A 14,674-nucleotide genomic window follows, 5' to 3' on the forward strand; every position below is an offset into this window, starting at 1 on the left:
GCTCTTGACTTTCTGTGCCAGACGAAGGAAAGGGAGGGAACAGCAGCAAGGCGCACGCGCTTTTCGCTGCTTTGGTGAGGTGGCCGAGTGGTTTAAGGCAGCGGTCTTGAAAACCGCCGTGCGTGAGAGCGTACCGTGGGTTCGAATCCCACCCTCACCGCCATTTCCCCTTTCCGCTCTTTTCAAATCACCTGAAATTCTTCTGAAACTCTTGCGTTTCAGCGCACTCTTTTTCGCATTCATTCCCAAGGTACCGCCCCCACTCGCGCTAACTTGCAGGCACTGCAGGAGTGTTGGTTGATAACGGGGCTTACGACCAGTTCAGTGACGATGCAGGAAAGCGCCCGCAGCAAGCTTTCCATGTGGTAGTGCTCACACTGAAGCTGTAGAACGATATCGAATGGAATTTCAGATGTTTCGGGGGTATCGCGGGTGCGCGCGGATGCACGTCTCCCGTTGCCTGTCTTGGACATGGCCGGATTCCTTTGGTTCGAATGAACCCGTCCGCCCCCTTCCAAAAAGGCGACCTGGCAACAACTGGTTGGAAGACCGGCCCAATGGTATCGGCGAGCCTCTCGGCTCCCTGTTGCGCCCGACCATAGATGCGCACGCCCATTATACACGGACGCGCAATAGAAAACGCGCCCGCTATGGAGCGTGGCGCGCTGAGCGTCTTTGGACAGTCGGGCTCTCACCCCCGATCCACACCGTTTTCGCGTGGAACCTGCTACCTTGCGCTAATTCGTGAATCTCGTCAAGTTGCGAGTAAAATTCTCGCAACTCAGATTTTCACTACTTGGTACACCGCAATGATCGTCGAACATGCCGTCTTTTGGCGCGACTTTTTCCTCCGAATTCGCAATGACAACACAAGACATGAGCCACTGAGTTCTGAGGGCCAAAATATTGGAGCAACTGCGGCGACACTCCTCATTCGCGAGTTCTTCGGCGAAGTACCGGCTAAAGAATTGCAGGCACTTTTCGGGCAGAAGAGGTTTCCAGGTTTCGAAAAGATCTCGGTTTACCCCAAAGACTTGGCTTCGCGTGCGAAACAAGAATTTGCTGCGAGCAATCTCGAATCCAATTGGTTTGACCTCGCGGCTATTGTCTTTGAGACAATGGGGATCACCGACTTTCCTAGAGACATAAACCTCAGTTCGCAGACCATCGAATTCAGCAGCGAGCTGATCAAATATGGGTCGTATTATCCGGTCATACGCCTCAATCTCGATGCAGCATCTTTGCAGTACGAACCTGATCTCGCCGCTGGTGCTGAGAGATTTTTTTCGAAGCTCGATGCAATGGCTGTGCAGCAGAATGCATCGCTCACCAAGAACCTTACTGGCCATGTGGAAGCACAAAAAAGCATTGCGTTGGATGAAATCGATTCCAGGATGAAGGGCGCTTTGGACAGGCTTGAAACCGCGGGCACTGATATGCTCGAAAATAAGAAGAATGAGCTTGTCGAGACCATCATCAACGAAGACGCAATGCAGCTTTGGGAATCGAAAGCAGAACAGCACACCAAATACTTCCGCATTGGCGCGGGGGTCTTCACAGGTGCGGTCTTGGTGCCCGTTTTTTGCGTGCTTTGGAACTGGGGGTCGATAACCAGTGCCATCAAAACACTGACGCCCAACGGCCAGTCTTTCGCGCTCGGAAATCTTGTTGCGGTCACGGTCCCAGTTCTTGGTTATGCATGGGTGCTGCGCCTGATCAGTAGGTTCACACTTCAAAACATGGCGCTGGCTGATGACGCTATGCAAAGGAGCGTAATGGCCCGCACATTCATTCGCCTTGTTGGACAGGGACAAGTCGACGAAAAACACGACCGAACCATCATGCTCAGCGCCTTGTTCCGCCCTCTCCCCGGGTCCTCCGAACCCGACATCCAACCACCGAACCTGACGGATTTTCTCAAAGCCAAGCCCTAGTTCCCTCCCCTTGCTGAACGGGGGGAATCCGTCCAAGTTGTACCGGGATTGGGGGACAACTAGATGAAGCTTAAGGAAAACGATCGGATTGCCTATCTGTCTCTGATCGTCGCGCTTGTTGCGGTGTTTGTTGCTGGCTGGGTTGCGACCAATGGGGTCCCGTTTGTCAACACAGAGACATGCAAAACCTTCGATCAACACAGCGCTCCAGGCTTCTGGTGCCACATTCACACTTGGCAAACTGTGATAGCTGCAATCATTGCGCTCGGCGGCGCATGGCTCACTGTCCGAGCTATCCAAAAACAGATCAACGCAAGCGAAACGCAGCACCTTGCGCAGATGAAGGCGATCAGCAGAGATCACCTTGTCAACCTTTTCAGCGGTGTTGTCCGCACCCAAAACGCCGCCCTGCGCGCGCGGAATGAATTGGTGCAGATTTTTGGCGAGATCAATCAATTTGAAGGGAATTACAATTTCAGAAAGATCTCTGAAATCGACCGCAGCCCCCTGCCCATTGGGCTTGCACAGCGATATGAAGATTTTCATGAACAGACGAGGTGCAAGTACGCAGAACTTGCGACTGAAGTTCGCACACTCGCCGCGACCCCGCTGAACGATGAATGTCTTTTCGCCATACGGAATTTGGCCGCAGTTCTTGACGAGCAAACCGGCCCTTTGGCCGGCGTCACTGTCAGCCGTTTTTTGTCTAGTCACAAAGCCGAAAGCTGGGAACGGGTTTTGGTAACTGAAGGCCGGCATTTTAAACTTATGCTTGAAAAGCAATTTGACGAATGCAAGTTCGGTGGAATCGAGCAACGAGGAAAACTCTCTGATGCAGACATTAACCTCAGTCAGGCGCTTGACCGCCTTCTTGTGGAGACCCTTTACAAGCTCTCCAAATACCGGGCCGAACCTCAATTGAATTAACATCACCTCTCCCCCTGCCCAGGCTGCCCCTGACCTTGGTCCGTCGGCACGCAGCGGTTGGCGTATTTGAGCAGCACATCGGCATGACAGGGCGCGTCCAGCGGGCACCAGCACGCTAGGTCCTTGCCCTTCAGCTCATGCACCGGCAGGTTCGGAATGGCGAACAGCTCGAAGCACTGGCAGGCGTCTTCCGCGTCCATCGGCTGGCCCAGCATTCCCGGCATTTCGTCACCGATCCGGAACGGATTGCCCCACTTGGTTGACCAATCCACCTTCACAGCATCCGGGTTTTCCGCCCGCCAAGGCCGCTTCCGCGTCATCTGAATCCGCGCAGGACTCATGCGACGAACCTCCTCTTGTGAGCAGGCCGGAATCTCGTAAAGTTGCGCTCAGCATGAAGGACAACTAGATGATCAAGACACTGACAGCCAACCAGTTCGCATACGGAGCCATGCTTCTCGGTATGCTTTTGATCGGAATTGTCGTTGGAGCCTGGATTGGCGGTTACGGCAATGTGCGGGAGTGGTTCGGCGCCGCGAGCGGATGGGCCGCCACATTGGCGGCTGCTACTGCTATCATTTACATGCACCAAGCGAACAAGATTCAACGCGATGCGATTGTCGGTCCCAAAGTTGAGAAGCTGTGCGGTGAACTGACACTTGCTCACTTGGTTGCAGAGGACCTTGTCGTTTGTGCGCAACAATTTCGAGCTCTCGCAAAGCCAGACGACTCCGTTGAAATGGCGCCACCACAAGGCGAGCTTTGGAAAATAGTCCCATCCGAAAAGAACATCTTGGAGCCTATGAACTATGACGTTTACAGGGAGATCGCTAAGGCTTGGGTTGCGGCTCTTGCTATTTGTGAAACGCCTAGATTCAACTCCTATGAGGAGCAAGAACAGGTAGCACAACAGCATCTGACTCCAGCCGATCAGCTCGCCCTTATGGATGTTTATGCAGCGCTTATGAATGCTTGCGGCAACTTGCACACCAACGTCATTATCCCGAGAACACAAACACATGCTGAGCTTGGAAATGAGTTGAGCTGATATCACGCCTCACTTCCCGGCCCCGCGCCCGGATCGGCGTCCGGGCCAAGCATCCCAAGCGCGTGCAGGTAGAGATCGAAAACAGCCTCTTCCTCTTCGTGCACATGCGGATCTTTCTTCCGCCAGGCGATCACCTTCTTGAGGAACTTCGGATCAAAACCGCCACACTTGGCCTCGGCGTAGATCAGCTTCTTTTCGTCTTTCCACTCGGCGACCTGCTCGTTCACACGCTCTATACGCTCGACAAACGCCCTCAACTGAACAGCCGCAATCTCACCCGGGTCGGTCATTCGTCTTCCTCCGCCTGCGCCTACGCGTAGATCAACCCTGCACAGTCCATGCAGTAGCCGCGGGGCTTCAAGGCCGGTTTGCCACAATAGAATTTCTGGAACACATCCGTTTGATACCGGTCCCACAGCGAGTTTAGAACGCTTGATTGGTTCGAGGTGTCCACCTACCCAACCCAATCCCTCCTCAGTTTTTCTATCTCCGCGTGTTATCCGCCTTGAAATCCAGTCCTGCTTTAGCATGATGAAATCATGAGGATTTTGAGTGCATTCAGAAGTGGCCTGTCGCCGACGGCGCTGATAACCGCGGTCAGTTTTTTCGGCGCTGCGCTGACGCCGTCTCTGATGCCGCGTGACCCGCTGGTCCAAGCGGCCCTTTCCGGTGTGGCGGCGATTGCAGGCTATGAAATGACGCTGCTCGTGCGGGCGTTGTGGCGGTATATGGAACTGCCGGAACCCAGGGGGCGGCTGCTGAAATTCTGGGGGGTGAGCGCCCTGGTCATCAGCCTCGGCATTCTGATCTATTCGCTTTCAAAATCCGCAAGCTGGCAAAACGCGACGCGCGCCGCTGTCGACCTGCCCCCGCTTGAAACCGATGCACCGATCTTCATCTTCCTGGTCGGGGCAGTCATCGCCTTTGTTCTGTGGCTGGTTCTGAGGATCGTCGGCATCGTCAGGCGCATTGTCGCCAGGCAGCTGGACCGGGTGGTTCCGCGCCGCGTTGGTGTGGTGCTTTCGGTCGCCCTGGTCGGGTGGCTGTTCTGGGCGCTGGTTGATGGTGCGTTGATCCGCACGGCCTTCCGGACGGCCGATGCGTCCTTTCTGGCTGCCGATCTGCTGATCGAGCCGGATATCACCCAACCGAAGGATCCGATGAAAACCGGCAGCCCGGAGTCCCTCGTCGTTTGGGAGGAGATGGGCCGCAGAGGACGTGAATTTGTCGCCACGGCTCCGACCAGGGATGAAATCGCCGAGTTCCATGATGGCAACGTGATGGATCCGGTTCGGGTCTATGTCGGCCGCAGATCCGCCGAGACCTCCAGGGAACGGGCCGAACTGGCGCTTGACGAGCTGATCCGGGTCGGTGGGTTCGAACGCTCGGCGCTGGTTGTCGTGGTTCCTCCCGGAACGGGCTGGATGGATCCGGGAGCGCATGACACGCTCGATTTCATGCTTGGCGGGGATGTTGCCACGGTCGCCGTGCAATATTCCTACCTGACCAGCATTCTTTCCCTTGCTTCCAATCCCGCGTATGGCGTTGAACAGGCCCGTGAGCTGTTCAATGAGGTTTATGACCACTGGACAACCCTGCCCCATGACGACCGGCCGAAGCTTTATGTCTTCGGACTGAGCCAGGGCGCCTTCAATTCGCAGTCCAGCTTGCCGCTCCTGGATATGCTGGGCGATCCCATTCAGGGGGCGCTCTGGGCTGGGTCGCCCTTCTTTTCCAGATACTGGTCCGAGGTCAGGGACAACCGCAACCCGGACAGCCCGGCCTGGCGGCCGAAATACGGCAACGGGTCGCTGATCCGGGTGATGGACCAGTATGGAGGCCTTGAAGGCAAATTCCGGCCATGGGGACCGATCCGGGCGGTCTTCCTGAATTACGGCAGCGACCCGATCGTCAATTTCACCTTCGACAGCGGTATTCGCCCTCCTGCCTGGCTGAACGAGCCGCGTGCGCCGGACGTATCCGACAAACTCTCGTGGTTTCCGGTGGTGACCATGCTGCAGCTTGCGCTGGATTCCATGTTCGCGCTCGACGTTCCCCGGTTCGGCCACTACTACATCGCGCCGGATTACATCGACGGCTGGGCAGCCGTCGTCGCGCCCGAAGGGTGGTCAAAGGCAAGAGCCGATGACCTCAAGGAGATCTTCGAACGGCGCGGACCTCCGCTCTGATCGGGATACTCGGATTACCGGGCTTCCAGCAACAGATCTAGACCGCGTTTGAACTCCTCGCGTGCCGGTTCGGCCGCTTCCAGGATGTCCTCGATCTTGAAGAAGTCCATCGTGTTGAAACTGCCGATGGGGGGCTCGATCAGGAGATCGGGCTGCGAAACCGCAAGTTTTGCCGACACGAGAGAATGCAAGGTGATCGAGAAGGAGCCGATCCAGGTTTCCAGTCCGCCCGGCAGCCCCTGCTGGTCCGTGTAGTCGGTCCCGGTCACATCGACACCGACCGTGTAGTAGCTGCTGCCTTCAAAGACGTCGAATGGCGTCGGATTGACGAAGCCACCGTCGATCAGAACGGTGCCGTCGATTTCCACCGGTGTCAGCAGCATGGGCAAGGCCGAAGACGCTGCGATTGCCGGAAGGAGCGGCCCTTCGGTCAACGTGACCTGTGACTGATTGTAGAAATCGGTCGCGATGATCTTCATCGGAATGCGCAGGTCCGAAAAAGTCTCTGCCAGCGTTGGCGGAAAGACGGTTTCAAACAGCACCACCGGCTCGATGATTGCGGGGCGGACGAGGTTGAGAAGTGACGACCATGTCTTGCCGTCGGACAGGAAAAGTTTCTGAAAGAGCTCGGTCTTCTGGGTCAGGAGCTCGACGGCATATTCGCGAATGTCCTTGCCGGACATGCCGCTGGCATAGAGCCCGCCGAGAATGGCTCCCATGGATGTGCCGGCAATTTCCGCCGGTTGAACACCCATTTCATCCATTGCTTCCAGGATCGGAATGTGGGCGAAGGCCTTGGCAGCCCCACCACCCAATGCGATCGCAAACCCGTCTCTTGCACCTGTTTTTGGCGCAGTTTCAGAGGCAGACGCCTGGGCAGTTGCATTTGGCAGGACAGGAAAGGCCGCGGCGCTTGCTGATGCCGCACCGATGAGGAGTTCGCGCCGCTTGATCATTTTGCTTTTCCGCCGGAAATGATGAACAGGTCCCAAGTGTTGCAAGGGTACCGATTATGTGTTCATCAACCTGCGGTAAAGCAAGCCTAAATGTGGGCGCCCGCGTTCACCGCCGTCTCCGGCTCCCGTTGATAGCCGTGCCTGTCAAAATACTTCAGAACCTGCTCGATCGGAGCTGGCCTGTTGTAGAAAAAGCCCTGACCGTACACACATCCGAGGCTTTGGAAGGTTTCGACCTGCGCCTGGGTTTCGAGCCCCTCGATCAGCAGGTCGGCGTTCATCTTGTCCGCCAGGGACTTGATGACATTGACGGTGTTCAACGCCTTTGGTGACGTTTCGCAGGCCGTTACGAAGGATCTGTCGATCTTCAGTTCATCCCACCTGAAATTGTTGAGATAACTGAGAGCCGAGTATCCGGTTCCAAAGTCGTCGAGAGAAATCGTGACACCAAGCTCCTGCAGTTCGCCAAGCAGCTTTGCGACCGCATCGACGTTGTGCATGACGACGCTTTCGGTAACTTCCAGCTTCAGTCTTGCAGGTGACAATCCCGTTTCGCGCAATGTGGCCGCAACCAGACCGAGGAGATCATCGTTCAACAACTGGATCATGGACAGATTGACCGATACCTTGATTGTCTCCGGCAGTCTTTGGACGTCTTCGCATGCGGCCCGCAGCATCATGCTTCCGAGAGTAACGATGTCTCCAGTAGCTTCCGCGATCGGAATGAATTCGGCGGGGGAGACAAATCCGATGTCACCGTGGTTCCATCGCGCGAGCGCTTCCATACCGACAGGTTCGCTGGTGAACAGATTGAACTGAAGTTGATAGTGCGGTGTGATCAGCTGGTTTTTCAGGGCGTTCGGCAGCTCACGCTCGATCTGAAGCCGGCGTTCAAGCTGTGCACGCATCGACGGTGCAAAACGAGTGGCTGTCCCTCTCCCGGCTGCTTTGGCTTCCGTGAGCGCCAGGTCGGCGTTCAGAACGACATAGTCGACTTCATCCGTTTCAGAGGCGACAGCGTAGCCGATTGACGTTCCGACAAGCAGGCTGCCTATCGATGTTTCCAGTGGAGTGGTGAAAGCTGTGACCAGGGATTGAACCGATGCCTCGATGTCGATTTCATCAGACCGGCACCACAGGAAGACAAGAAACTCATCACCGCCTATCCGCGCCGCCAGGCCGTCACCGGGCAGACCGCTCACGAAACTGTTCAAGCGCCTGGCCACTGCTGCAAGCAGGGCATCCCCGCCGCCATGTCCTAGAGTGTCGTTTACAGCCTTGAAGCCATCCAGATCCAATGCAATGGCGTGCACCGCCTCCCCGGCCTTGAGACGCGTCCTGGCCCTGGTCAGGTGCTCATCCAGCAATGTGCGGTTCGGCAGTTTCGTCAGTCCGTCATGTTTGGCCATATAGGCCAACTTGTCGGCATCGCCGGCTATCTTCGAGTTTGCCTGCGTCAACGTCCAGTTCTGACGCATGACAAAAGCCATCAACAGCGTTGCCAGCACAAGCAAGCCGATGACAATTCTTCTTTCGGTTAGAAGCCGCTGCCGAAACTCCAGCCTCTCGCCGGAAAACCGCTTGATGCTTGATTGGTAGGACTTGCTCGAAATCAGTTCGATGATCGGCGCGATATCTTCCAAAGCGCGCTGAAGGTCATCCGCATCGCTGCGCTGAAGTCCTTGCATCAGAGGCGATAGAGCTTCCAGTTTTTCTGAAAGTTGTTTGTAGTCCGACGTCAGGCCTGCGGCGGATTTGAGGAACGTGCTGAAGTTTCCGGAATTCCAGGTTTCCATTCGGCCGAGGAGAATCTCATAACGCACCTGAGCGTCTTCAAGGTCGGCCGGGTTGCCGGTATTGAGATAGCGCGAGACACTCGAAGAATACTTGTAAAATTCAATGCGTCCGTTCGTTGCGGACCAGACCGTATCGTATTCCAGCGAAAGAACCTGTTCCTGCTTCAGGTTGTAGGAAACGTAGAAATAGGTCCAGAACAGGAAGATCGTGATCAGGAAGCCGCACAGAATGCTGACGTGCCACGGATTTATGCGTGTCTTCATGACGAACTATTCGACAACGATGCTACGGACCTGCCAGACCGAGCGGGAATAGTGAACTTCCGTCTTGAGTTCCGGCTTGTCGTCAAACGGGTAGATGACAAACAAAGGCCCCTTGTCCCGAATTCTCATGTATTTGCCGTTGAGCTGATAGGCCAGTATCGGCGCATGTTCCGCAAAATCGGAGACAGGCAATACGGCCCGGTAGTCGTTCAGCGCGATGATTTCCGCGTTTTCTCCCTTTGCGCCCAGGTGATCCATCAGGTCGCTGAGCAGAGTTCCCTTGAACGTGACCCTGCCGTCGTGCCATGGCGTCGCGGTTACGTATTCGATCTGCGGCAACGCCTCGAGGTCCTGAATGGACAACTGGACCGGATCGCCGGCGGCTGTTCCGCCGGATACCGTCAAGACCTGTTTTTCGAGATCCTGCGCAAACACAGTCGTGTTGATGAACACAAAAGGTATGACGAAGAGTAACTTGGCAATTTTGCGGATCATGGCCCTGCCCTCCTATATGAAGGCTTTAATTCCATTTCGGAAAGGGGCCAAGGATTCGATTTCGGTTCCTTTGGCGAACCGAACTTTATCAAAAAGTTTTTGTGCCAAATTCAGACAGTTCAATTTCTACTTGTCGAAAGGAAGAAATACGTTCGTCACTACTCGCAACAAGCATGATGAACATTCGGACAACAGCGCCGGTCGTCGTAATCGGATTGTCAGCCACGTTGAAACATTCCAGGGGAAACTGATCAGCAGGTCCGGCGGGTACTGGTCCGGAGGTGGCTCCGGACCAGCTTGGTCTTGTTACTGCGGCAGCTTGTCGTCGACGCCCTGGACATACCAGTTCATGCCGAGGATCGCACCGTCATCGAGCTGGACGCCATCTTCCGCGCCAACAGATCCGTCCTGCTTGGTGATCGGTCCGGTGAACGGCTCCCAACCGTCCTTGATCTTCGCTTCCGTGGCTTTCGCCATTTCAACAACATCGTCCGGCAGGTTGGTGTACGGCGCCATCACGACGTGGCCTTCCGCCAATCCGTCCCAGGTGCTTTCCGCATGCCAGTTGCCATCCATGACAGCCTGGACGCGTTCGATATAGTAAGGCGCCCATTCATCAATGATGGCTGTGTACTGGGCGTCCTTGGCGAAGTTGATCATGTCGGAGGCCTGGCCGAAACCATGCGCGCCGCGTTCCTGAGCAACCTGCAGAGGTGCAGTGGAATCGGTGTGCTGGGTGATGATGTCGGCACCCTGGTCGATCAGGGCTTTTGCAGCATCAGCTTCCTTACCCGGGTCGAACCAGCTGTTGACCCAGACGACCTTCAGCTTGAAATCCGGATTGACGGACTGCGCGCCAAGCAGGAACGCATTGATACCTGCAACAACTTCCGGGATCGGGAAGGACGCGATGTAACCGGCAACGCCGGATTTCGACTGCTTCGCCGCGATCTGACCGATGATGTAGCGGCCTTCATGGAATTTGGAGTTGTAGGTCGAAACGTTGTCAGCCGTCTTGTAGCCAGTTGCGTGCTCGAACTTCACATCCGGGAACTTCTTGGCCACCTTGATGGTCGGGTTCATGTAGCCAAAGGACGTGGTGAAGATGATGTTGCAGCCTTCACGGGCGAAACGTTCAATCGCGCGCTCCGCATCCGGACCTTCCGGCACGCTTTCAAGGTATGCGGTTTCGACCTTGTCGCCGAACTTTTCCTCAACGGCCAGGCGCCCCTGGTCATGCTGGTAGGACCAACCGAAGTCGCCAACCGGACCGACATAGACGAAGCATGCCTTGACATCGGCGGCATTTGCCGCAGATCCGGCAGCGGCAAAAGCAGCGGCGGCAACCGTGGCTTTCAAAAGAGATTTCATGTGTTCCATTCCCCTCTGGTTCGATCTCTCTGTTGCGATCGTTATTGATAGATCCGTCCCGTGATCGCTGTCGGGAGCGGACAAGACCGGTTGGCGCAGGCGTTACCGGTCGGGTACGAAAGGTTTGCCCAGGCAGGCGGGCGTATTGACGAGCGTCAGTCTGCGGTTTGCGGAGATGAGCACAAGCACCAAAATAGTCGCAAGGTAGGGCAAACTGGACAGCAGCTGGGACGGTATGTCCAGTTCAACCGCCTGAGCGTGAAGGTTCAGGACGCTGACGGCACCAAAAAGATACGCACCGACCACAACGCGCAAAGGCAACCAGGACGAAAACACCACCAGAGCCAGCGCAATCCAGCCACGCCCGGCAGTCATGTTTTCAACCCATTGCGGCGTATAGGCCAGAGACATGTATGCCCCTGCCAGCCCTGCGCATGCTCCACCGAACATTACGGCCGCAAAGCGGATTCTGATCACCGAGTAACCGAGCGCATGGGCCGAGCCGTGATTGTCTCCAACGGCACGCAGGACCAGGCCCAGTCTCGTGCGAAACAGGCCATAGGCGACCACAGCCACAAGAATGAAACTCAGGTAGACGATGGCGTCCTGCTGGAAGAAGACGGGACCGATGAACGGAATCTCGGACAGTCCTGGAATGTAGAGTTCGGGAAGGTCCAGACCCGGCACGCCGATATATGCCTCGCCGATCATTCCGGACAGACCGATCCCCAGGATGGTGAGCGCCAGTCCCGTTGCGACCTGGTTGGTCACCAGCACCAGGACGAGGAACGCGAACAGGGATGACATGGCCATTCCAGCGATGATCGCCGCGATGACGCCGAGCGTTCCGGATCCTGTCTGATTGGCCACGGCAAATCCTATCACCGCGCCCATGATCATCATTCCTTCGACCCCGAGGTTCAGGACGCCGGACCGTTCGACCACCAATTCACCGATAGCGGCGATCAATAGAGGTGTTGCCGCGGTGATGACCGTAAGCAGAACAGCTTCAAACATGAGACGCCTCCCCGGCAGGTGCACGGCGGGAGACCATGCGAATTCGGTACAAGATCAATGTGTCACAGGCCAGGACGAAAAAGAGGAGCATCCCCTGGATTACGCTGGCGATTTCGTTGGAAACGCCCATCGAAGACTGCACGCCCTCGCCGCCGATATAGGACAGGGCCAGAACGAAACCGGCGATGATGATGCCGATCGGATTCAGTCGGCCAAGAAATGCGACGATGATGGCGGTAAAGCCGTAGCCGGGAGATATCGATGGAAGAAGCTGATTAAGCGCACCGGAAACTTCCATGGTTCCGGCGAGACCGGCGAGAGCACCTGCCAGGGCGAACGAAAACAGTGTGAGGCGCTTTGCAGAAAAACCTGCAAAACTTCCGGCACGCGGGCTCTCACCCATGACGCGGATCTCGAAACCCTTGAGGGTTTTTGCAAGCACGACTGCCAGTATGATCGCGATGACAACCGTGATCGGTGCGGACATGCTCATCGTACCGTCAAAAATCTCCGGCAAGGTCGCCGCGTCCGAGAAAATTCTTGATTCCGGGAAATTGTACCCGCCCGGATCGCGCCAGGGACCACGTACCAGGTAGTCGAGAATCAGGGCGGCGACATAGACCAGCATCAGGCTTGTCAGGATCTCGTTTGTGTTGAACCGGGTTTTCAGGAGCGCCGGGATCAGTGCCCAAAGAGCACCGCCAATGGCACCGAATACCAACATGAGCGGTAACGTTGCCCCGTTTTCAAACTCCGGGAACAGAACAGGCAGCACAGAGCCGAACAGGGCTCCGATTACAAACTGACCTTCCGCCCCAATGTTCCAGTTGTTTGAAAGATAGCAAACCGCCAGACCGCACCCGATCAGGATCAACGGTGTTGCCTTGTCGATCGTCGCCTCGAGAGACCACTGTTGAGTAAGTGGTTCAATGAAGAATTTATACAATCCAATCAGAGGGTTATGGCCAGTTATTGAGAAAATAATTCCGGCCGTCAGGGCAGTCAATCCAACCGCGATCAGCGGTGACAACAGCGCCATGGTCTGACTGTGTTCTTTTCTTTTGACCAGTTCAATGCGCATCAGGCCACCTCCTCTTGCGTTTCCGCGCCACCTGCCATCAGGAGGCCAACCCGCTCTCGGGTCATTTCAGCTGCGGGTTCCGCAGCTGACAGATAACCCCTGGAGATAACCGCGATCCTGTCAGCGATCTCGAAGATCTCGTCCAGATCCTGACTGATGACAAGAACCGCGGAGCCGGAGCGGGCAAGGTCAATCAAGGCCTGGCGAATAAGAGCTGCAGCTCCCGCATCAACGCCCCATGTCGGTTGGTTGACGACCAATACACCCGGCTTTCGGTCGAGCTCGCGTCCGACGACGAATTTCTGCAGATTGCCGCCTGAAAGCGACCTCGCCTCCGGGTCGTCGTGCGACATGCGCACGTCATATGTCTGCTTGATGCGTTGCTCCATGGTGCCGGCCCGGGCATTTGAAACAAATCCGCCACCGACGAGCTTGTCTCCAGTGCTATGGCGCGTCAGTACTATGTTCTGCGACAGTTTCATGCCCGGCACTGCACCGTGTCCGAGACGTTCCTCCGGTACGAATGCTGCGTTCCGCTTACGACGCCAAGTGATGTTTCTGGACCCACACGGCGTTCCGTCAATCTGAACCATCTGAGGCGTAACCGGCATCTCGCCGGAAATCGCATCGAACAGTTCTCCCTGTCCATTGCCGGCAACCCCCGCTATGGCGACAACCTCGCCGGCCCGAAGGTCCAGGGAAATGTTGTTGAGCGCCGTGGCAAAGGGGGTGGAAGCAGGGGCTGACAATTCCTGCAGTCCCAGCCGAACTTCGCCGATTTGCGGTTTTTGTTCGCTCGCGCTGACTGAAGCGACATCTGCACCCACCATCATGCTCGCCAGTGAAGCGGGTGTTTCCTTCGTCGGGTCGCATTCGCGCACCACCTGGCCATGTCTAAGGATCGTTGCGTGATGGCAGATCCGCTTTACCTCTTCCAGACGGTGACTGATGTAGAGCACCGCACAGCCTTCTTCTGCGAGCCGTTGCAGCGTCAGGAACAACTGATCGGCCTCCTGAGGGGTCAGGACGGAGGTCGGTTCGTCCATGATGATCAGTTGCGGTTCCTGAAGAAGACAACGAACGATCTCGATCCGCTGTCGGATACCGACCGGAAGATCGGCGACAATGTCGGTCGGGTTAAGCGGCAGACCGTAGTCCCGCGACACCGTTTCAATCCGGCTTGCAAGGTCTGTCATTTTCCCGGGATTTGGCAGCGCAAGCGCAATGTTTTCGACCACATTCAAGGCTTCGAAAAGCGAGAAATGCTGAAAAACCATGCCGATGCCGAGTTCTCGGGCAGCCGCCGGGTTTCCGATGTCTACCTTCGCACCGTCCCAGACGATTTCCCCGCCATCCGGTTCGAGCGAGCCGTAGAACATTTTGACCAAGGTGGATTTTCCCGCACCGTTCTCCCCCAAAAGCGCATGGATTTCGCCTTTGTTGATGATCAGGTCGACCTTGTCATTGGCAAGAATGTCACCGAACCGTTTGGTCAGTCCTCTTGCGTCCAGCAGTGTGTCCTTTCCGGATCTATCTTGCTGAACCATATTGCTTTCCACCTCTGAATGGATTGTTTCTGCCACGCCGTCCCCCGAG

Annotated in this window: 13 protein-coding genes and 1 tRNA gene; 5 read left to right on the forward strand and 9 right to left on the reverse strand. The window is 56.2% G+C overall.

Going from position 1 to position 14,674, the window contains the following annotated elements:
• The first annotated feature begins 73 nt into the window (after positions 1–73).
• The 3 genes from ABLQ08_RS15355 to ABLQ08_RS15365 all read left to right on the forward strand — a co-directional run bounded on the left by ABLQ08_RS15355 (position 74) and on the right by ABLQ08_RS15365 (position 2,861).
• Positions 74–163 (forward strand) — tRNA-Ser (locus tag ABLQ08_RS15355).
• Between the two features lie 646 nt (positions 164–809).
• Positions 810–1,934 carry a DUF6161 domain-containing protein gene (locus ABLQ08_RS15360; RefSeq protein ID WP_352943806.1) on the forward strand — a complete coding sequence of 375 codons (1,125 nt, stop codon included), beginning with the start codon at positions 810–812 and terminating at the stop codon, positions 1,932–1,934.
• Between the two features lie 63 nt (positions 1,935–1,997).
• Positions 1,998–2,861 carry a hypothetical protein gene (locus ABLQ08_RS15365; protein WP_352943807.1) on the forward strand — a complete coding sequence of 288 codons (864 nt, stop codon included), beginning with the start codon at positions 1,998–2,000 and terminating at the stop codon, positions 2,859–2,861.
• Between the two features lie 2 nt (positions 2,862–2,863).
• Here ABLQ08_RS15365 and ABLQ08_RS15370 read toward each other — a convergent pair whose 3' ends face one another.
• On the reverse strand, positions 2,864–3,202 hold the full coding sequence (locus ABLQ08_RS15370) for a DUF4326 domain-containing protein (RefSeq protein ID WP_352943808.1): 339 nt from the start codon (positions 3,200–3,202) through the stop codon (positions 2,864–2,866).
• 68 nt (positions 3,203–3,270) lie between these two features.
• Between ABLQ08_RS15370 and ABLQ08_RS15375 the strand changes: the two genes are divergently transcribed.
• Complete coding sequence (locus ABLQ08_RS15375) at positions 3,271–3,909, forward strand: hypothetical protein (protein WP_352943810.1); 639 nt, start codon at positions 3,271–3,273, stop codon at positions 3,907–3,909.
• A 2-nt stretch (positions 3,910–3,911) separates the two neighbouring features.
• On the opposite strand, the gene ABLQ08_RS15380 is transcribed toward ABLQ08_RS15375, so the two are convergent.
• Positions 3,912–4,199: a DUF2312 domain-containing protein gene (locus tag ABLQ08_RS15380; RefSeq protein WP_352943811.1), complete on the reverse strand. Its 288-nt coding sequence runs from the start codon at positions 4,197–4,199 to the stop codon at positions 3,912–3,914.
• 249 nt (positions 4,200–4,448) lie between these two features.
• Between ABLQ08_RS15380 and ABLQ08_RS15385 the strand changes: the two genes are divergently transcribed.
• Positions 4,449–6,098 carry an alpha/beta hydrolase gene (locus tag ABLQ08_RS15385; protein ID WP_352943813.1) on the forward strand — a complete coding sequence of 550 codons (1,650 nt, stop codon included), beginning with the start codon at positions 4,449–4,451 and terminating at the stop codon, positions 6,096–6,098.
• Between the two features lie 14 nt (positions 6,099–6,112).
• Here ABLQ08_RS15385 and ABLQ08_RS15390 read toward each other — a convergent pair whose 3' ends face one another.
• From ABLQ08_RS15390 to ABLQ08_RS15420, 7 genes are all read right to left on the reverse strand, one after another.
• Complete coding sequence (locus ABLQ08_RS15390; RefSeq protein WP_352943815.1) at positions 6,113–7,054, reverse strand: patatin-like phospholipase family protein; 942 nt, start codon at positions 7,052–7,054, stop codon at positions 6,113–6,115.
• Between the two features lie 86 nt (positions 7,055–7,140).
• A complete protein-coding gene (locus ABLQ08_RS15395; RefSeq protein ID WP_352943817.1) occupies positions 7,141–9,114 on the reverse strand; it encodes a putative bifunctional diguanylate cyclase/phosphodiesterase in 1,974 nt (657 codons plus the stop codon).
• A 6-nt stretch (positions 9,115–9,120) separates the two neighbouring features.
• Positions 9,121–9,609, reverse strand: coding sequence for a molybdopterin-dependent oxidoreductase (locus tag ABLQ08_RS15400; protein WP_352943819.1), 489 nt, complete (start codon positions 9,607–9,609; stop codon positions 9,121–9,123).
• A 306-nt stretch (positions 9,610–9,915) separates the two neighbouring features.
• Positions 9,916–10,980, reverse strand: coding sequence for a BMP family ABC transporter substrate-binding protein (locus tag ABLQ08_RS15405; RefSeq protein ID WP_352943821.1), 1,065 nt, complete (start codon positions 10,978–10,980; stop codon positions 9,916–9,918).
• A gap of 102 nt (positions 10,981–11,082) precedes the next feature.
• Positions 11,083–11,997 carry an ABC transporter permease gene (locus ABLQ08_RS15410; RefSeq protein WP_352943822.1) on the reverse strand — a complete coding sequence of 305 codons (915 nt, stop codon included), beginning with the start codon at positions 11,995–11,997 and terminating at the stop codon, positions 11,083–11,085.
• Positions 11,990–13,078 (reverse strand): ABC transporter permease, encoded by a 1,089-nt coding sequence (locus ABLQ08_RS15415; protein ID WP_352943824.1) that lies wholly within the window; start codon positions 13,076–13,078, stop codon positions 11,990–11,992. Before ABLQ08_RS15415 ends, ABLQ08_RS15410 begins: the two co-directional genes overlap by 8 nt.
• A complete protein-coding gene (locus tag ABLQ08_RS15420; protein WP_352943826.1) occupies positions 13,078–14,625 on the reverse strand; it encodes an ABC transporter ATP-binding protein in 1,548 nt (515 codons plus the stop codon). The genes ABLQ08_RS15415 and ABLQ08_RS15420 overlap by 1 nt, the downstream gene beginning before the upstream one ends.
• Positions 14,626–14,674 lie beyond the last annotated feature (49 nt).

Origin of the sequence: Roseibium sp. SCP14 (genome assembly GCF_040329475.1) — a bacterium.
In the GTDB taxonomy this organism is placed as follows: domain Bacteria; phylum Pseudomonadota; class Alphaproteobacteria; order Rhizobiales; family Stappiaceae; genus Roseibium.